At 68.7% G+C, this 17364-nt stretch carries 20 protein-coding genes; 14 read left to right on the top strand and 6 right to left on the bottom strand.

All coding sequences use genetic code 11. The features are described from left to right. The first annotated feature begins 24 nt into the window (after positions 1-24). Together VF106_RS45650 and VF106_RS45655 are read left to right on the top strand one after the other, a co-directional pair. Positions 25-300, top strand: coding sequence for a type II toxin-antitoxin system Phd/YefM family antitoxin (locus tag VF106_RS45650; protein WP_330846331.1), 276 nt, complete (start codon positions 25-27; stop codon positions 298-300). After that, a complete protein-coding gene (locus VF106_RS45655) occupies positions 293-697 on the top strand; it encodes a type II toxin-antitoxin system VapC family toxin (RefSeq protein ID WP_330846332.1) in 405 nt (134 codons plus the stop codon). The genes VF106_RS45650 and VF106_RS45655 overlap by 8 nt, the downstream gene beginning before the upstream one ends. On the opposite strand, the gene VF106_RS45660 is transcribed toward VF106_RS45655, so the two are convergent. Further along, entirely contained in the window at positions 698-1375 is a 678-nt protein-coding gene (locus VF106_RS45660) for an MBL fold metallo-hydrolase (protein ID WP_330846333.1), read from the bottom strand. Between the two features lie 48 nt (positions 1376-1423). Between VF106_RS45660 and VF106_RS45665 the strand changes: the two genes are divergently transcribed. Next, complete coding sequence (locus VF106_RS45665) at positions 1424-1966, top strand: DUF1349 domain-containing protein (protein WP_330846334.1); 543 nt, start codon at positions 1424-1426, stop codon at positions 1964-1966. Here the strand turns inward: VF106_RS45665 and VF106_RS45670 are convergent. Continuing rightward, complete coding sequence (locus VF106_RS45670; RefSeq protein ID WP_330846335.1) at positions 1963-2757, bottom strand: maleylpyruvate isomerase N-terminal domain-containing protein; 795 nt, start codon at positions 2755-2757, stop codon at positions 1963-1965. The two genes, VF106_RS45665 and VF106_RS45670, sit on opposite strands and share 4 nt — an antisense overlap. 215 nt (positions 2758-2972) lie before the next feature. Here VF106_RS45670 and uvrA point away from each other — a divergent pair, with 215 nt between their 5' ends. After that, on the top strand, positions 2973-5825 hold the full coding sequence (gene uvrA, locus VF106_RS45675) for an excinuclease ABC subunit UvrA (protein WP_330846336.1): 2853 nt from the start codon (positions 2973-2975) through the stop codon (positions 5823-5825). Positions 5826-5943: 118 nt separating this feature from the next. Here uvrA and VF106_RS45680 read toward each other — a convergent pair whose 3' ends face one another. Continuing rightward, positions 5944-6066 carry a hypothetical protein gene (locus VF106_RS45680; RefSeq protein WP_330846337.1) on the bottom strand — a complete coding sequence of 41 codons (123 nt, stop codon included), beginning with the start codon at positions 6064-6066 and terminating at the stop codon, positions 5944-5946. A gap of 249 nt (positions 6067-6315) precedes the next feature. Here VF106_RS45680 and VF106_RS45685 point away from each other — a divergent pair, with 249 nt between their 5' ends. Next, positions 6316-7230: an ADP-ribosylglycohydrolase family protein gene (locus tag VF106_RS45685; RefSeq protein WP_330846338.1), complete on the top strand. Its 915-nt coding sequence runs from the start codon at positions 6316-6318 to the stop codon at positions 7228-7230. A 32-nt stretch (positions 7231-7262) separates the two neighbouring features. On the opposite strand, the gene VF106_RS45690 is transcribed toward VF106_RS45685, so the two are convergent. Continuing rightward, positions 7263-8132, bottom strand: a complete 870-nt coding sequence (locus VF106_RS45690; RefSeq protein ID WP_330846339.1) for an oxidoreductase — start codon at positions 8130-8132, stop codon at positions 7263-7265. Between the two features lie 32 nt (positions 8133-8164). Between VF106_RS45690 and VF106_RS45695 the strand changes: the two genes are divergently transcribed. Further along, on the top strand, positions 8165-8611 hold the full coding sequence (locus VF106_RS45695) for an SRPBCC family protein (protein ID WP_330846340.1): 447 nt from the start codon (positions 8165-8167) through the stop codon (positions 8609-8611). A 156-nt stretch (positions 8612-8767) separates the two neighbouring features. Further along, positions 8768-9736 carry an AraC family transcriptional regulator gene (locus tag VF106_RS45700; RefSeq protein WP_330846341.1) on the top strand — a complete coding sequence of 323 codons (969 nt, stop codon included), beginning with the start codon at positions 8768-8770 and terminating at the stop codon, positions 9734-9736. Positions 9737-9906: 170 nt separating this feature from the next. On the opposite strand, the gene VF106_RS45705 is transcribed toward VF106_RS45700, so the two are convergent. Next, positions 9907-10470 (bottom strand): TetR/AcrR family transcriptional regulator, encoded by a 564-nt coding sequence (locus tag VF106_RS45705; RefSeq protein WP_330846342.1) that lies wholly within the window; start codon positions 10468-10470, stop codon positions 9907-9909. A gap of 44 nt (positions 10471-10514) precedes the next feature. On the opposite strand from VF106_RS45705, the gene VF106_RS45710 reads away from it, so the two are divergent. Further along, positions 10515-10970 (top strand): pyridoxamine 5'-phosphate oxidase family protein, encoded by a 456-nt coding sequence (locus tag VF106_RS45710; protein ID WP_330846343.1) that lies wholly within the window; start codon positions 10515-10517, stop codon positions 10968-10970. Between the two features lie 112 nt (positions 10971-11082). Here VF106_RS45710 and VF106_RS45715 read toward each other — a convergent pair whose 3' ends face one another. Beyond that, positions 11083-12426 carry a cation:dicarboxylate symporter family transporter gene (locus tag VF106_RS45715; protein ID WP_330846344.1) on the bottom strand — a complete coding sequence of 448 codons (1344 nt, stop codon included), beginning with the start codon at positions 12424-12426 and terminating at the stop codon, positions 11083-11085. A 127-nt stretch (positions 12427-12553) separates the two neighbouring features. On the opposite strand from VF106_RS45715, the gene VF106_RS45720 reads away from it, so the two are divergent. The 6 genes from VF106_RS45720 to VF106_RS45745 all read left to right on the top strand — a co-directional run bounded on the left by VF106_RS45720 (position 12554) and on the right by VF106_RS45745 (position 17288). Continuing rightward, positions 12554-14140, top strand: coding sequence for an ATP-binding protein (locus tag VF106_RS45720; RefSeq protein ID WP_330846345.1), 1587 nt, complete (start codon positions 12554-12556; stop codon positions 14138-14140). A 115-nt stretch (positions 14141-14255) separates the two neighbouring features. Further along, entirely contained in the window at positions 14256-14930 is a 675-nt protein-coding gene (locus VF106_RS45725; protein WP_330846346.1) for a response regulator, read from the top strand. A gap of 335 nt (positions 14931-15265) precedes the next feature. Further along, positions 15266-15769 (top strand): translation initiation factor IF-3, encoded by a 504-nt coding sequence (infC, locus tag VF106_RS45730; RefSeq protein ID WP_414639222.1) that lies wholly within the window; start codon positions 15266-15268, stop codon positions 15767-15769. Positions 15770-15843: 74 nt separating this feature from the next. Beyond that, complete coding sequence (rpmI, locus tag VF106_RS45735; RefSeq protein WP_330846347.1) at positions 15844-16038, top strand: 50S ribosomal protein L35; 195 nt, start codon at positions 15844-15846, stop codon at positions 16036-16038. A 69-nt stretch (positions 16039-16107) separates the two neighbouring features. Continuing rightward, positions 16108-16482 carry a 50S ribosomal protein L20 gene (gene rplT, locus VF106_RS45740; RefSeq protein WP_330846348.1) on the top strand — a complete coding sequence of 125 codons (375 nt, stop codon included), beginning with the start codon at positions 16108-16110 and terminating at the stop codon, positions 16480-16482. After that, entirely contained in the window at positions 16479-17288 is an 810-nt protein-coding gene (locus tag VF106_RS45745) for a TrmH family RNA methyltransferase (RefSeq protein WP_330846370.1), read from the top strand. Before rplT ends, VF106_RS45745 begins: the two co-directional genes overlap by 4 nt. Positions 17289-17364: the final 76 nt, after the last annotated feature.

Genomic DNA, 17364 nt, shown 5'->3' on the forward strand with positions numbered 1-17364 from the left:
GCTACATGGAGCTACGCTCGTGGCGTGAAGGTCATCACCCAACGCGAGTTCCGCAACAACTCCGCCGCGGTCATGGATGCGGTGGAGGCGGGGGAGGTCTACCACGTCACCCGTAACGGCGTTGCCGTCGCTGAGTTGCGCCCGCTGTCTCGCCGGCGACGGTTGAGCGCGGAGGAGTTGGTCGAGCGGCACCGGAAGCTTCCTCGGGTCGACCACGCGCTCATGCGGCAGGAGGCCGACGAACTGTTCGGGGAAGATCGCGTTGGCGATGACGATCCATGGACACGCGCCCGTGGTTGACCGCTACGAGTCCGGCGTTCTGGACACCCGCACGTACATCGACCTCGGTCAACTCGACCCCGCGCTCCTGCCGGAAGTCCCGGAGATCACCGCGATCACGATGGCGGAGTTGCAGCAGGGTGTCGCCATGGCGAAGAACGCGATCACGAGGGCGGCTCGCACCGAGTTGCTCGGCGCGGCCATCGTCGACTTCGATCCACTGCCTTTCGACGGCGAGGCGGCCGCCCGCTACGGCACGCTGGTAGCTCTGACCATTGAAGCCAAACGAGATCCCAGACCACGTCGTCTCGACTTGATGATCGCGGCCATCGCCTCGGCGCGTGCTCTGCCACTGTTCACTCGCAACGTCGACGATTTCGCCGGACTCGACGACATGGTCACGATCATCGCGATCTGACTACCAGCCCCGAGTACGCCACTCGTCGAGCTTGGGTCGTTCCGCGCCGAGGGTGGAGTCGTCGCCGTGGCCGGGGTAGAACCACGTGTCGTCCGGGAGCTTGTCGAAGATCCGCGACTTCACGTCGTTGATCAGCGACGTGAAGTGCTCCGGCGAGGTGGTCCGCCCCACGCCGCCGGGGAACAGGGAGTCCCCGGTGAACAGGTGGCCGTGGCCCGCGGGGTCGCGGTACAGGAGAGCCACGGACCCCGGCGTGTGGCCGCGCAGGTGGATGACCTCGAGCACGCAGTCGCCGACCGGCACGGTGTCACCCTGTGTGACGAATCTGTCGGGTGGGACGGGGAGGGCACCCGCGTCCTCCTCGTGGGCGATCGTGTTCGCGCCGTACGCGCCCGCGATGGCACCCAGTGCGGCCCAGTGGTCCTGGTGCTGGTGGGTGGTGACGATCGTGCGCAGGGTCGGGCGGTCGTCGTCGTGGCCGATGAGGTCCGACAGGCGTTCCGGGTCGTTGGCGGCGTCGACGAGCAGCGCCTCCCGCGTGTTCCTGCACACCAGCAGGTACGCGTTGTTGTCCATCGGACCGACCGAGATCTTGGTGATCGTCAGTGCGTCCAGCACGCGCCTCGCGGCCGGGCCGCCCGGTTCGACATGACCGGTGTACTCCTCGACAACGTCCACGATCGCCGACCCTAGCGGCTCGCCCCGACCGGCTGACAGCATGGCCCGGTGGACGATCTCATCAAGAGCGGCTGGCGGTGGCTCAACGAGCCGAAACAGTGGTCAGGCGACACGATCACCGCCGATCCGGACACCGACTTCTGGCGCAAGACCCACTACGGGTTCGTCCGGGACTCCGCCCATGTACTGGGGATCGACAAGACCGGTGACTTCGAGCTCACCGTCACCTTCTCCGGCGACTACACCGCGGAGTACGACCAGGCCGGCATCGGGCTGTGGATCGACGACCGGAACTGGATCAAGACCGGCATCGAGCTGGTCGACGGGCGTCAGCTGCTCTCCGCCGTGGTCACCCGTGAGATGTCCGACTGGTCGGTGGTCCCGCTTGCCGAGGCCGCCGAGAAGGTCACGCTCAAGGCCGTGCGAGAGGGCGACGCGGTCACCATCTCCTACGGGCTGAACGGTGCCCCACCTGCGACGATGCTGCGCCTCGCCTACTTCCCGCCGGAATTGTCGGTGCTTGCTGGTGTGATGTGCGCGTCGCCGACGGGAAAGGGGTTCGCCACACGGTTCGAGGACATCACGATCTAACCCCAGGCGGGGAGCAGGGGTACGTCACCACGCAGCGTCGCGCCGTCTCCTCGGCCGGTGAGCCATGCGAGGGCGTCCGCGGCCGGGCCGGTGACCTCGTGCGTCCGGTCGTCGCGGCCGCCGGTCAGGTCCCACGTGCGAGTCCGGTCGTCGGGCAGCTCGACGGTCAGCCGCACCTTCGGCCACTCCGGTTTGTCCATGTGCGGGGCCAGCGCCTCGGCGACCAGCGGTTCGAGATGGGCCACCGGGATGTCGGCGAAGGTGAACCCGGCGTCGAGGTCCACGAGGTGCACCCACACCTCGTGCAGTCGCATGCCCGGGACGTTCGCCGCGGGCATGGGGCCCTGCATGCGGCCGGCGACCGGCGCGGCCCACGCGCGGGCCGGCAGCTCGGTGGCCGCGACCATGAACCGGTCGCTCGCCGCGAGCAGGTCCTCGTGCAGCACCTGGGCGAGGCGTGCGGCGCCTTCCTCGATGTCCGCGTCACGGTCCGCCCTGCTCGCGTACATTGGATGCTCGACGCCGGTGCGTGCCCAGGTCAGCAAGTTGACCAGCGCGTCGGCGTTGCGGGCGAGGTGGGTCACGACATGCGCTCTCGACCACCCGGGCAGCCGGCTCGGTTGGTGTGCGGTGTAGTCGTCGAGGCCTGCGACAATGAGATCGAGCCTCTCGGTCGCCTCGCGCACCAGTGGAAGCAGGCGCACGGCGCGGTCCGCCGCGGGTCGTTCACCGGCCCCTCGCTGTGCCGGCACACCGTTCTGCTGGACCGATGCCTCAGGTGAGATGCTCATACCGCCCGTTCCCCGCGTGTTCGGCAGCAAGACATGACTCGAAAAACCAGACCTGGTTACTCCAGCGTAGTGAGCACGGCAGGTAATCGGTAGCCACGGGCTGCAACCCGCGCCCCGGAATTGTCGGTGCCTCGTCCTAGAGTGGGCGCCGGCCACGCCGCCCGGCTCGGAACCGGCCCGTGACCAGTCACAAGAGCGACTTCGAAGGGACTTCAGTGGCTGACCGCCTCGTCGTTCGCGGCGCCAGGGAGCACAACCTGCGCAGCGTTGACATCGACCTGCCCAGGAACAGCATGATCGTGTTCACCGGGCTGTCCGGGTCCGGCAAGTCGAGCCTGGCGTTCGACACGATCTTCGCGGAGGGCCAGCGCCGGTACGTGGAGTCGTTGTCCGCGTACGCCAGACAGTTCCTCGGCCAGATGGACAAACCCGACGTCGACTTCATCGAGGGCCTCTCGCCCGCGGTGTCGATCGACCAGAAGTCGACCAACCGCAACCCGAGGTCGACCGTCGGCACGATCACCGAGGTGTACGACTACCTGCGCCTGCTGTTCGCGCGCGCGGGCAAACCGCACTGCCCGCAGTGCGGCGAGGCGATCAGCAAGCAGACGCCGCAGCAGATCGTCGACCAGGTCATGGCCATGGAGGAAGGGCTGCGGTTCCAGGTGCTCGCGCCCGTCGTCCGCGGCCGCAAGGGCGAGTACGTCGACCTGTTCTCGTCGCTGCAGTCCCAGGGCTACTCGCGCGCGCGGGTGGACGGCGCGGTGTACCAGCTCACCGAGCCGCCGACGCTGAAGAAGCAGGAGAAGCACGACATCGCGGTCGTGATCGACCGGTTGCAGGTCAAGGCGAGCGCCAAGCGCCGGCTCACCGACTCGGTCGAGACCGCGCTGCGTCTCGCCGACGGGCTGGTGGAGCTGGAGTTCGTCGACCTCCCGGAGCACGACCCGCACCGCATCAGGGGTTTCTCCGAGAACCTGGCCTGCCCCAACGGTCACCCGCTCGCGATCGAGGACCTCGAGCCGAGGTCGTTCTCGTTCAACTCGCCGTACGGCGCGTGCCCGGTCTGCACCGGCATCGGCGTCCGGCAGGAGGTCGACCCCGAGCTGGTCGTGCCGGACCCCGAGCTGAGCCTCGCCGACGGGGCCATCGCGCCGTGGGCCGGCGGGCAGACCGCGGAGTACTTCGAGCGGCTGCTGACCGCGCTCGCCGAGGCCATCGGTTTCCGCACGGACACGCCGTGGCGCAAGCTGCCGGCCAAGGCGCAGAAGGCGGTGCTGCACGGCTCGTCGGAGCAGGTGCATGTGCGCTACCGCAACCGGTACGGCCGCGAACGTTCGTACTACGCCAACTACGAGGGTGTGATCCCGTTCCTGGAGCGGCGGCAGGAGCAGACCGAGTCCGACTACATGCGGGAGAAGTACGAGGGCTACATGCGGGAGGTGCCGTGCCCGGCGTGTGACGGCACCCGCCTCAAGCCCGAGATCCTCGCGGTCACGCTCATGCATCAGGATCAGGGCGAGCGGTCGATCGCCGAGGTGTCGCGGCTGTCGATCAGCGAGTGCGCCGACTTCCTGGCCGGGCTGAAGCTCGGCCGCCGCGAGCAGGTGATCGCGGGTGCGGTGCTCAAGGAGATCCAGGCACGGCTGCGGTTCCTGCTCGACGTCGGTCTCGACTACCTGTCGCTCGACCGCGGCGCCGGCACGCTGTCCGGCGGTGAGGCGCAGCGGATCCGCCTGGCCACGCAGATCGGCTCGGGTCTGGTCGGCGTGCTGTACGTGCTGGACGAGCCGTCGATCGGTCTGCACCAGCGGGACAACCACCGGCTGATCGAGACGCTGACCAGGCTGCGGGACCTCGGCAACACGCTGATCGTCGTCGAGCACGACGAGGACACGATCCGCACGTCCGACTGGGTGGTCGACATCGGCCCGGGCGCGGGTGAGCACGGCGGCTACATCGTCCACAGTGGACCGTACGAGAAGCTGCTGAAGAACAGGAAGTCCCTGACCGGTGCCTACCTGTCCGGCCGGGAACAGATCGAGGTGCCGGCGATTCGCCGGCCGGTGGACAAGAAGCGTCAGCTGACCGTGGTGGGCGCGCGGGAACACAACCTGCGCAACATCGACGTGTCGTTCCCGCTGGGCTGTCTGGTGGCCGTGACGGGCGTGTCCGGCTCGGGCAAGTCGACGTTGGTCAACGACATCCTGGCGACGGTGCTGGCCAACCGGCTGAACGGCGCCAGGCAGGTGCCGGGCCGCCACACGCGGGTCAACGGCCTGAACATGGTCGACAAGCTGGTGCGCGTCGACCAGTCCCCGATCGGTCGCACCCCCAGGTCCAACCCGGCCACCTACACGGGCGTGTTCGACCACGTGCGCAAGCTGTTCGCGGCGACCACCGAGGCGAAGGTGCGTGGCTACCAGCCGGGCCGCTTCTCCTTCAACGTCAAGGGCGGCCGCTGCGAGGCGTGCGCGGGCGACGGCACCATCAAGATCGAGATGAACTTCCTGCCGGATGTCTATGTCCCGTGCGAGGTCTGCAAGGGCGCCCGGTACAACCGCGAGACGCTCGAGGTCCACTACAAGGGCAAGACCATCTCCGAGGTCCTCGACATGCCGATCGAGGAGGCGGAGAAGTTCTTCGAGCCGATCAAGGCGATCCACCGCCACCTGAAGACCCTGGTCGACGTGGGCCTCGGCTACGTCCGCCTCGGCCAGCCGGCCACCACCCTGTCCGGCGGTGAGGCACAACGCGTGAAGCTGGCATCGGAACTGCAGAAGCGCTCGACGGGCAAGACGGTGTACGTCCTGGACGAGCCGACGACCGGCCTGCACTTCGAGGACATCAGGAAGCTGATCGGCGTCATCAACGGCCTGGTGGACAAGGGCAACACGGTCATCGTGATCGAGCACAACCTGGACGTGATCAAGACCTCGGACTGGATCGTGGACATGGGCCCGGAAGGCGGCTCAGGAGGCGGCACGGTCGTGGGCGCCGGCAGCCCGGAAGACATCGCGGCGATGAAGGAGTCGTACACGGGGGAGTTCTTGAAGCAGGTTCTCTGAGCTTCTCGTCTCTCGTCTCTCGGGGTCCGGGGGTGCCGGGGGAGGGGTGTGGGCGGGGGCCAGGCTCGGGGCTGGGTTGTCAAGGGACATTGAGGGCAACCCCTTCCTCGTCGAGGAGCTACTCGGCGGGATCGTCGAGGGCGGCCTGCTCGTGCGCGCCGAATCCGGGTGGCAGCCCGGGTGGTTCGGGTGCCGGCGGCTCCAGCGGCGGACGGCCGACCCGGCACCTGTCTGTTGTCAACTCGGGGTCCTGAACGTCCGCCGTCCCTGCTCGTTGAGCGGTCCCCAGCATGCGGGCCGACCTGTTCGGCGCCGCCCTGGGCGTCTCACAGGGCGCTCGTAAGTTTCGGCCGTTGAGCGGCGATGTGTGGCTTCGGTCAGGCAACTTGTGCCGGTGGTTCGTGGCGGTCGAAGGCCGCTGTGCTCGCTCGGTCGGGCCTGCCTGTGGCCGTTCCGCTTCGTTGGCGCGCCTGCGATGATCGTGGTCGTAATGACCATCGATCGTCGCGATCTTGCGCTGGACGCGCTCTTCGGCCTCGCGCTCGGGGATGCGCTGGGTTCCCAGTTCTTCGTGCCCGCCAACCGCACCGCTCTCGAACAGCGTCGCCTCCCGCCCGCGCCATGGCAGTGGACTGACGACGCCGAGATGGCCTGTTCGGTCTTCGTCGTCCTGGGGCAGCATGGTCACGTCGACCAGGATGCGTTGGCCAGTAGCTTCGCTGCCCACCACGACCTCGATCGTGGATATGGGCCGGCCATGAACCGGATGCTGCGGCAGGTTCGCCAGGGAGGCGCGTGGCGTGAGCTGTCCCGCGACCTGTTCGACGGCCAGGGCTCCTGGGGCCACGGCGCTGCCATGCGGGTCGCTCCCGTCGGCGCGTGGTTTGCCGACGACCTTCACGAGGCCGCCCGGCAGGCCGCGTTGTCTGCCGAGGTCACGCACGCTCATCCCGAGGCCGTCGCCGGTGCTGTCGCCGTGGCCGTCGCCGCCGCTCTTGCCGCCAGACCTGATCCGCCCCCGCCCCGTGACTTTCTCGACGCCGTGCTGCACGCGACCCCACCTGGCCGGGTGCGCCACGGCGTGTGGGCTACCCGTGGTCTCGCCCATGTGCCCTCGGCCAAGATCGCCGTGCACCAACTCGGCAATGGCCGTCACACCAGCGCCTGGGACACCGTCCCCTACGCCCTCTGGGCCGCCGCCCGCAATCTCACCGACTACGAACCAGCCATCTGGACCACGGCCAGCACCGGCGGCGACACCACCTGCGCCATCGTCGGCGGCATCGTCGCCTCACACGTCGGTCGGGCCGGGCTCCCGGCATCCTGGCAGTCCGCCTGCGAGCCGCTCCCCACATGGGCCCGAGCCGACGACGCGCAGCCCGGCGACAGCACCGACATGACGTAGCAAGTCTCGTGTGGACGGAGGTTCGCGCGGCCCTACAGCGGGTAGGTGATCTCGGTCAGTTTCTCCGACAGGGTCCACAAAGCCGCTGCCTTCTCACGGTCGTACGAGGCAGGGCTGGACCGGGCGATCTTCGGATGGCCGTGTGTGACGAAGCGTGGTCCGACGAAGCCGCCGTTCGGCACGTCGACCGTCGAGGCGTGCAGGGTTGGCAGCGCGCCCATCCTCGCGCTCTGGGCGAACAGGCGGTTGCCAAGAGCCATCACGGTGTCCTGCAGCGTCTCCGTGTGCGACATCAGATTCGTCGACGCGTAGCCCGGGTGCGCGGCGTACGAGCGGATCGGTGAGCCGGCCGCGTCCAGTTTTCTGGCCAGTTCGTAGGTGAACAGCAGGTTCGCGAGCTTGGACTGCTCGTAGGCCGCCCACCGGCGGTAACGGCGGCGCTCCCAGTTCAGGTCGTCCAGGTCAAGGCTGCCGAACCAGTGGAACGAGCTGGACACCGTCACCACGCGCTCACGGATGCGGTCGAGCAGGAGCCCGGTCAGCGCGAAGTGGCCAAGGTGGTTGGTGCCGATCTGCATCTCGAAACCGTCCGCGGTGCGGCGGTAGGGCACGGCCATGACGCCGGCATTGTTGACCAGCACGTCGACCGGCTCGTCGATGGAGTCCGCGAACTCGGTTACCGACGCCAGCCTTGCCAGGTCCAGCGCGCGCACCTCGACCGAGTCGGCCATGGTCGCCGCCGCTGCCTTGCCCTTGTCGACGTTGCGGCACGCGAGGATCACGCGTGCGCCCGCCGCTGCGAACGCCTGTGCCGCGGTCAGTCCGATCCCGCTGTTCGCGCCGGTCAGGATCACTGTTCTGGCGCTCTGGTCGGGCATGGCGGCCGCGGTCCACTTCACCATGGGTGCACCCTAGCGTCGGCATACTTGGCAATGTGTCGCTCAACGACTACTGGTTCCGGAACCTATGGTCAGTCCGCGCCACCCCCGCCCGCGTGTTCGACACGCTCGTCGACGTGGCCAACTATCCGTCGTGGTGGCCCGATATCCGTGCGGTCAGGCAGGTCGACGACGAGACCGCCGAGGTCTCCTGCCGGTCCCTGCTGCCGTACGTGCTGACGTTCCGCCTCCACCGGGCAGTGGAGGACGTGAACATCGGGCAGGTCCGCGTCGACATGACCGGCGACCTCGAGGGCTACGTGCAGGGCATGATCGCCGAGCACCGGACCGCCGGCGCGCTCCTCGCGATCTCACAGCGGGTCGTCGTCACCAAACCGCTGCTCCGCGCGCTGGCACCGGTCGCCCGTCCTCTGTTCCGTGCCAACCACGACCTCATGATGCGACGCGGTCAACGCGGCTTCCGTGCGTATCTGGCCGGCTGACCAGATCTCACATTCGCGCTGCCGTTCCCGGGATTTCGGTGCAGTGCGTCCAGTGGGTCGATCATCGTCTGGGGAATCTGTGACCGAACGACGCCGGTTCATGCTCGATCGTCCAGGTTGCTTGGATGCCCGGTTCGGACCGGTCATATTCGACACATGAAGGGTTTGGACCCGTGGGCGCCGGCCGATCCGGTCGGCGAGGCGCTGCATCTGCTCCGGATGAACGGCGCGTTCTACTGCCGGGTCGAGATGACCGCGCCGTGGGGCATGTCGATGCCGGCGATGCCCGGGCACCTGTGGTTCCACGTCGTGACGGCGGGCAACTGCTGGCTCGGCACGGGCGACGGGCCGCCGAGGGTCATGGGGGCGGGGGAGCTGGTGCTCGTGCCGCACGGTCAGGGGCACGCGTTGCTCAGCGAGCCGGGTGTGCCGGCGCCGAGCGTGGTGGACCTGCCGCGTGAGCTGGTCAGCGACCGGTACGAGCTGCTGCGGCACGGCGGTGGCGGCGCGCCGACGCAGATGGTGTGCGGCGCGATCCGGTTCGACCAGCCGAGCGCTCGCCACCTGATCGAGGTGCTGCCGGAAACCCTGCACATCGAGGCCACCGGCGGCTCACCGGACAGCTGGATGCCGAGCCTGCTGCGGCTGATGGCCGCCGAGGCGAAGGAGCTGCGACCCGGCGGCGAGGAAGTGATCACGAGGCTGTCGGACATCATCGTCATCCAGGCGATCCGCACCTGGCTTGAGGCTGACCCGGCGGCACGCACGGGGTGGCTTGGCGCGCTGCACGACCCGCAGCTGGGCCGTGCGCTGGCGTTGATCCACCGCCAGCCGGACCACGCGTGGACGGTCGCCGAGCTGGCGAACGAGCTGGCGATGTCCCGGTCGGCGTTCTCGGCGCGCTTCACGAAGGTGGTGGGGGAGCCGGTGATGCGGTACGTGACGCGCTGGCGGATGCAGGTGGCACTCCGCTCCTTCGAGGACGGCCAGTCGACCACGGCGGAACTGGCCCGCAAGCTGGGCTACCGCTCGGAAGCGGCCTTCGCCCGCGCCTTCAAACGCGTACTGGGCGTCTCCCCGGGCACAGCGAAAAAACGCCGAGGCGACGACCTCCTGGACCTCTGACCCCCGCGTGTCCAACACAGGAGACCGGCGAGTTCAACAAATCGGGTTTGTCGAACTCACCGGTCCAGATTGTTGGACACGCGACTGTCCACAGGCGTCGCCCACGCCGGCCGAAAATGTCGGTGCCCGGCCGTAGGCTGGGAAACGGGGGCCGGAGGCCGCGGTCGTCGTCACTGCCACGCGGTCAACACCGCGTCGACGTCTGATTTCAGGGTGTCCGCCAGAGGGTTCGTCGGGTTCAGCGCCCAGTCCATGAGGGCGCCGTGTGTCAGGGCCGCGATGATCCGGGCCGCCTGTGCCGGCGGGGGAGCGCCGGGTAGGTCGGCGGCCGCGAACAGGTCCGTCAGCACCTCGTGCACGCCCGCCCGCAGCGTCGCGAACCCCGAGCGCAGCACCGGGTCCGCCAGGTCGACGCCGAGCTGGCCCAGGTGGTTGTGGACCGTCGCCGGGTCGTCGAGGCCTTCGGTGACCACGAGGGCGGCCGCCGTGATCGCGGCGACCGGGTCGAGGTCGCGGGCGGCCGCCCGCATGAGCGGCGAGACGCTCGCGCTGCCCGCGGTCATCATCGCCAGCAGCAGGCTCTGCTTCGAGCCGAACCGCCCGGCCACCGTGCCCACCGCGATCCCCGCCTCGGCGCCCACCTGAGCCAGCGTGAACCCCGGACCGTGCCGCGCGATGGCACGGGCGGTCGCGGCCAGCAACTCGTCGTCCGAGACCTTCCGAGGGCGCGCCACCCTGTTATTGAACCATGGTTCGGAAACGGAGTAGCATGCCGGACATGGCGACGTGGCAGGAGATCGAGAAGGACGCACCGGAGTTCGCCGAGCGCGTCCGCGATCGGTTCGCGGCAGGCATCCACAAGACGATCGCGACATTGCGCGCGGACGGCTCACCGCGGATCAGCGGTTCGGAACTGGAGATCAAGGACGGCGAGGTGACCCTCGGCATGATGGCCGACTCGCTGAAGCTGCGTGACGTGCGCCGCGACCCGCGGATCGCCGTCCACAGCCCGACGCTCGACCCGCCCAAGGAAGGCGAGTGGCTCGGTGACGCCAAGCTCGCCGGGCGTGTGGTCGAGATCGCGGCACCCACCGAGGGCGCGCAGCCGGACGGGAACTACTTCCGTATCGACGTCACCGAGGTGGCGCTGACCTACGTGGGCAAGCCGGCGGACCATCTGGTGATCGAGTCGTGGCGCGAGGGCGTGGGCTGGCGCCGCACGACCAGGAAATGAGAAAGCCCGCCGCCGACGCGAATCGGCAGCGGGCTCGGCCTCCGGCCCCGGTTGTCAGCCTACGGCACGGGGCCGACATTTCGGCTGGTCACGGTAGGCGGCCTGTGGACAACTAGTGCGCCTCGGTCTTGGTGGAGTCCGGCGGAGCGTGCTCGTCCAACAGCGTGGCCTCGTCGAACGGCTCCTCGCCCGACAGCACACGGTTCGCCTGTTCGCGGTCGAACTCCTTGGTCCACGTGCCGACGAGCACGGTCGCGACGGAGTTGCCGGCGAAGTTGGTCAATGCCCGCGCCTCCGACATGAACCGGTCGATACCGACGATCAACCCGACGCCGTCGACGAGTTCGGGTCGGTGCGACTGCAGGCCGCCTGCCAGTGTGGCCAGGCCCGCTCCCGTGACACCGGCCGCGCCCTTCGACGCGATGATCATGAACAGCAGCAGCGAGATCTGCTCGCCCATGGACAGTGGCGCGTTCGTGGCCTCCGCGATGAACAGCGTCGCCATCGTCAGGTAGATCGCCGTGCCGTCGAGGTTGAACGAGTAGCCCGTCGGCACAGTGATGCCGGCGACCGGCTTGCTCACGCCAAGGTGCTCCATCTTCGCGATGAGCCGAGGGAACGCGACCTCGGACGACGAGGTCGACAGGATCAGCAGGAACTCCCGCGACAGGTAGCGGAACAGCGTCAGGATGTTCATCCGCGCCACGACCCACAGCAGCGTGGACAGAATGCCGAACACGAACACCAGGCAGGTCAGGTAGAAGCCGACCATGATGATGGCGAGGCTCTTCAACGCGTCCACGCCGGTCTCGCCGACCACCGCCGCGATCGCGCCGAACGCGCCGATGGGCGCCGCCCACATGATCATCGCCAGGATGCGGAAGACCAGGCGCTGGATGTGCTCGACACCGCGCAGGATCGGCGCGCCCTTCTCGCCGATGGCCTGCAGCGCGAACCCGGCCAGCAACGCGACCATCAGCGTCTGCAGCACCGAGCCCTCGGTGAACGCGGACACCAGTGTGGTCGGGATGATGCCGAGTAGGAAGTCGACCGTGCCCTCGGCCTCCTTCACCTGCTCCTGCCCGGCCTCGGCGACGTCCTTGGTGAGCTGCAGCCCGTCGCCGGGGTGCAGGATGTTGCCGACGATGAGGCCGATGATCAGCGCCACCGTCGACATGACGAGGAAGTAGGTGATCGCGAGCGTGCCGACCTTGCCGACCTTCGCGGCCTTGGTCACCGAACCGATGCCGAGCACGATCGTGCAGAAGATGATGGGGCTGATCATCATCTTGATCAGGTTGACGAAGCCCTGGCCGAGCGGCTTCAGTTCTTTCCCGAACTCCGGCCAGACGAGGCCGATCAGGATCCCGACCGCGACAGCGGCCACCACGGCGAGGTAGAGGAGGTGTGTCCGGTCACGGCGACGGGCCCGGACCGGCTGTTCAGCGCTGGACATGCGGGCCATTGTCAGAACGTTTTATGACCTGGGTCACGTTTCTGTTCATTACGTACATGAGCGGGCCCGCGATTTGACACAAGGGTCGAACCCGAAGGGTGCTGTGAAGCAAGCCACACTACTGGGCATGACACGTGAACGCCGGGGTTGGAGCCTCGCGCGGCAGCTTCTCGTGCTGCAGGTGATCATCGTCGGTTTCGTCGTGGTCGCGGGGGCCGTGCTCGCCTACCTCGACGTCGCCCGCCGGACCGAGCAGGCCTCCCGTGACGAGGTCGTGTCGGTCGCGCTGACCATCGCGGACTCCCCCGCGGTGATCGACGCCGTGGAGGCACCGGAGCCGAGCGTCATCCTGCAGCCGTTCGCCGAGCGGGTCCGGCACGACACGGGCGTCGACTTCATCACGATCATGGACCCGCAGGGCTTCCGGTACACCCACCCGGATCCCGACCGCATCGGCGAGCGGTTCCTCGGCCACATCGACGAAGCACTGGCCGGCCGCGTGTTCACCGAGACCTACACCGGGACGCTCGGCCCGTCGGTCCGCGCGGTGGTGCCGATCCGGGACGGCCGCGAGATCGTCGGGCTGGTCAGCGTCGGCATCACCGTCGACGCGATCGCCGGCGAGGTGCGTGACCGCGTCGTGCCGCTTGTGTTCGTCGCGCTCGCCGCCCTGCTGGTCGGCATGTCCGGCACCTACCTGGTGAGCAGGCGGCTCGCCCGCCAGACCCACGGTCTCGGTCCCGCCGAGCTCAACCGGCGGCTGGAGTACCACGAAGCGATCCTGCACACCGTGCGCGAGGGGCTGGTGCTGGTCGACCAGGGCGGCCGCGTCACCCTGTGCAACGACGGCGCCCGCGAGCTGCTCGACCTGGACGGTGACATCGAGGGCAAGGCACTGACCGACCTGGGCCTGTCTGCCGAGATGGTGGCGAGCATGGCGCCGAACCGCACCACCCGCGACGAGATCCACCTGACCGAGCGGCGGGTGCTGGTCGTCAACTGCGCCCCGGTCCGCTCCGGTAACCGCGTGCACGGCACGGTCGTGACCCTCCGCGACCACACCGATCTCCAGGCGCTGACCGGTGAGCTGATCTCGGTCCGCGGCTTCGCCGAGTCACTGCGCTCCCAGGCCCACGAGGCGGCCAACCGCCTGCACACGGTCGTGTCACTGGTCGAGCTGGGTCGATACGACGAGGCCGTGGAGTTCGCGACCGCCGAGTTGGCGCTCGCACAGCAGCTGACCGACCGGGTCGTGGACGCGGTGTCCGAACCGGTACTCGCCGCGCTGCTGCTCGGCAAGGCCGCCGAGGCCAACGAACGCGGCGTCGAACTGGTGATCACCCCCGAGACCGAGATCGACGACGCGGTCCTCGGCGGCACGCTCGCGCCGAGGGACGTGGTCACGATCCTCGGCAACCTCATCGACAACGCGCTCGACGCGGCACTGGAGGGCGGCAACGCGCCCAAGGTGTTCGTGACCGCCCGCGAGGAAGCCGGGGAGCTGGTCCTGCGTGTCGAGGACACCGGCGCGGGACTGGCGGCCGGCGAGGTGGCGTTCGACCGCGGCTGGTCGACCAAGGCAGACGGCCGCGGCCTCGGTCTCGCGCTCGTCCGCCAGGCCGTGCGACGCGGCAGCGGCGCCATCGAGGTGGGTCGGGGAGAACGGGGCGCGATCTTCACCGTGCGCCTGCCGACGGCGCTGGTGCAATCATGAGCGGAGCTTGCGGAGCGAGTCATCGAAATCCAGGACGGCTCCGAGCCCGCGGAGGGCGCCGGTGTAGCGGAGCCCGCGGAGCGTTCCGGCGCCACGGAGCGGGGGCGGCGCCGTCATGATCAATGTCTTGGTGGTCGAGGACGACCTCGTCGCGGCTGACGCACACCGGCTGTATGTCGAACGTGTCGAGGGGTTCGCCGTCGCGGGCGTCGCGCACACCGCCGGTGAGGCGCGCCGCGCGCTCGGCCGCCTCGACGTCGACCTGCTGCTGCTCGACCAGTACCTGCCCGACGGCAGCGGGCTCGACCTGTGCCGGGCGCTCCGTGCCGAAGGACTGCTCGTCGACGTGATCATGGTGACCTCGGCACGTGACCTCACGCTCGTCCGGGCGGCGGTGTCCAGCGGCGTCGTGCAGTACCTGCTGAAGCCGTTCACCTTCGCCACGCTGCGGGACAAGCTGGAGCGGTACGCGCGGTTCCGCCGCGGCGTCGACCGTGTCGAGCAGGTGGACCAGACCGACGTCGACCACCTGTTCGCGACGCTGCGCGGCAGCGAGGGTGTCCAGCTGCCGAAGGGGATGAGCGCGCCGACGCTCGACGCGGTGGCCGCGGCCCTGCGCGGAGCCGACGCGGGGTTGTCGGCCAGCGCGACCGCCGACGCCCTGGGCATGTCCCGGGTCACCGCTCGCCGCTACCTCGAATACCTGGCAGACCACGGGCTGGCTGTGCGGCAGCCGATATATGGTCAGGTGGGCAGGCCGGAGTTGCGCTACCAGTGGGCCAAGACGTGACCTGGGAATAGGCCCTTGGCCTTCGGGTGTTATTCTGTTCGTCGCGACCCGCCTCGTTCGCGAGGTGGCTGAAGTGGAGCCCCGCTCCCACCCGAGTCATTCAGTGGCCGGGTTCCGGTCGCCGCACAAAGCGTCCTGTGTGACGCCTTGTGCGGTATCGCTCGTCGGGTGCGACGGGCGGCCGGAAGCGGGCCCCGTTCGTCACATGACGACCGGGGCTTCGTGCTTGATGGGGTCCCGCGACGTCGCGGAGGCATAAGAAACAACCGGCCTGAGGAGGCCCCATCAGCTCCGAGACACGTATCAACGACCGCATCCGAGTCCCGGAGGTCCGCTTGGTCGGACCGAACGGCGAGCAGGTCGGCATCGTGCGCATCGAGGACGCACTGCGACTGGCTCAGGAAGCGGACCTGGACCTCGTGGAGGTTGCCCCGCAGGCTCGCCCGCCCGTCTGCAAGCTCATGGACTTCGGCAAGTACAAGTACGAGAGTGCGCAGAAGGCTCGCGAGTCGCGTCGAAACCAGCAGCTCACCGTGATCAAGGAGCAGAAGCTCCGTCCGAAGATCGACACACACGACTACGAGACCAAGCGCGGCCATGTGATGCGCTTCCTCGAGCACGGGAACAAGGTCAAAGTGACGATCATGTTCCGGGGTCGTGAGCAGTCCCGCCCCGAACTTGGCTTCCGGCTGCTGCAGCGGCTGGCTGAGGACGTAGCCGACCTCGGCTTCGTCGAGGCCGCGCCAAAGCAGGACGGCCGAAACATGATCATGGTGTTGGCGCCGCACAAGTCCCAGAAGACCCGTCCGAAGGCGAGTGCGGGCACCGACACGAACTGACCAGAGGCTGACCGAGACCGAGCGCCTCTTTCCTTTGAGGCAGCCCGGTCATAGCACTGCGCGAGGAAGAAGAAATGCCGAAGAACAAGACCCATTCCGGTACCGCCAAGCGCATCCGGATCACCGGCAAGGGAAAGCTGCGTCGTCAGCAGACCGGCTTGCGGCACAGGCTGGAGAAGAAGTCCAGCAAGGAGACCCGGGCTCTGTCCGGCACCACCGAGGTGGCCGCCGCGGACGTCCGCCGGGTGAAGAAGCTGCTCGGTCGCTGACCGACCCATCCCTGACCACCGGGCGCGCCGTTTCCCAGAGCCGCCCACGAGATCGACAGGATTTGCACCGTGGCACGCGTGAAGCGGGCAGTCAACGCCCACAAGAAGCGCCGCACGACCCTTGAGCTGGCCAGCGGCTACCGCGGCCAGCGCTCGCGGCTGTACCGCAAGGCGAAGGAGCAGGTGCTCCACTCGCTCAACTACGCATACCGGGACCGCCGCGCCCGCAAGGGTGACTTCCGCCAGCTGTGGATCACCCGCATCAACGCCGCGGCTCGCCAGAACGGCTTGACCTACAACCGGTTCATCCAGGGCCTGAAGAACGCCGGCATCGAGGTGGACCGCAAGATCCTCGCCGAGCTGGCCGTGAACGACGAGGCCGCCTTCGCCGCGCTCGTCGAGGTCGCGCGTGAGAACGCGCACCAGCAGGGCAAGGCTTCCTGAGCACCCCACCACGACCCGGGGCGGCTCCGTTCACCGAACGGACGCCCCGGGTCGTTGCTGCTCGGGCCCTGTCCCGGCGGGTCGGCCGGGAACGCGCGGGCCGGTTCCTCGTCGAGGGCGCCCAAGCCGTCCGGGAAGCCCTCGCGTGGCCAGGCGAGGTGCACGAGCTGTTCGTCACGACCGACTTCCTGGCCCGCGACACCTCACTGGCGTCGACGGCCTCGACGCGCGGGGTGCCGGTGTCCACGGTCACCGACCGCGCGATGGCCGGCCTCGCCGAAACCGTCACCCCACAGGGGGTCGTGGCGGTGTGCGGCCTGGTCGACCGGTCACTGTCCGACGTCCTCGCCGGCACACCCCGGCTCGTCGCCGTGCTCGTCGGCGTGTCCGATCCCGGCAACGCGGGCACGGTCATCCGGGTCGCGGACGCCGCCGGCGCCGACGCGGTGATCCTGGCCGGCGACGCCGTCGACCCGCACAACGGCAAGTGCGTGCGCGCGTCCACGGGCAGCGTGTTCCACGTGCCGATCGCCCGCGCGCCCGTTGCCGAGACCCTCGCGGCGTGCCGGTCCGCCGGCCTGCGCCTGTGCGCCGCCGACGGCTACGCCAAGGCCGAGCTCACCCCGGGCGCCGTCACCGGGCCCACCGCCTGGCTGTTCGGCAGTGAAGCCCACGGACTACCCGAAGAGGTGAAAGCCGAGGCGGACGAGTCACTCCGTGTGCCGATCTACGGCAGCGCGGAGAGCCTCAACCTGGCCACCGCGGCCACCGTCTGCCTGTACGCGACGGCGTGGCAACATCACTGAGGGTTTAACCGAGCGGATATCTGACCACTCTGGTCCCAGCGGTTCGCGCATGGAACTTGGGGGTTCGACATGGTGC

The sequence above is a fragment of the Actinophytocola sp. genome, assembly GCF_036378875.1.
Classification (GTDB): Bacteria; Actinomycetota; Actinomycetes; order Mycobacteriales; family Pseudonocardiaceae; genus Actinophytocola.

Bases quoted from the DNA above. Each gene is read 5' to 3' on its own strand.
- VF106_RS45720 (WP_330846345.1), top strand. From the start codon at position 12,554: ATGACACGTGAACGCCGGGGTTGGAGCCTCGCGCGGCAGCTTCTCGTG.
- VF106_RS45715 (WP_330846344.1), bottom strand. From the start codon at position 12,426: ATGTCCAGCGCTGAACAGCCGGTCCGGGCCCGTCGCCGTGACCGGACA.
- VF106_RS45710 (WP_330846343.1), top strand. From the start codon at position 10,515: ATGGCGACGTGGCAGGAGATCGAGAAGGACGCACCGGAGTTCGCCGAG.
- VF106_RS45690 (WP_330846339.1), bottom strand. From the start codon at position 8,132: ATGGTGAAGTGGACCGCGGCCGCCATGCCCGACCAGAGCGCCAGAACA.
- rpmI (WP_330846347.1), top strand. From the start codon at position 15,844: ATGCCGAAGAACAAGACCCATTCCGGTACCGCCAAGCGCATCCGGATC.
- VF106_RS45670 (WP_330846335.1), bottom strand. From the start codon at position 2,757: ATGAGCATCTCACCTGAGGCATCGGTCCAGCAGAACGGTGTGCCGGCA.
- VF106_RS45700 (WP_330846341.1), top strand. From the start codon at position 8,768: ATGAAGGGTTTGGACCCGTGGGCGCCGGCCGATCCGGTCGGCGAGGCG.
- VF106_RS45725 (WP_330846346.1), top strand. From the start codon at position 14,256: ATGATCAATGTCTTGGTGGTCGAGGACGACCTCGTCGCGGCTGACGCA.
- VF106_RS45685 (WP_330846338.1), top strand. From the start codon at position 6,316: ATGACCATCGATCGTCGCGATCTTGCGCTGGACGCGCTCTTCGGCCTC.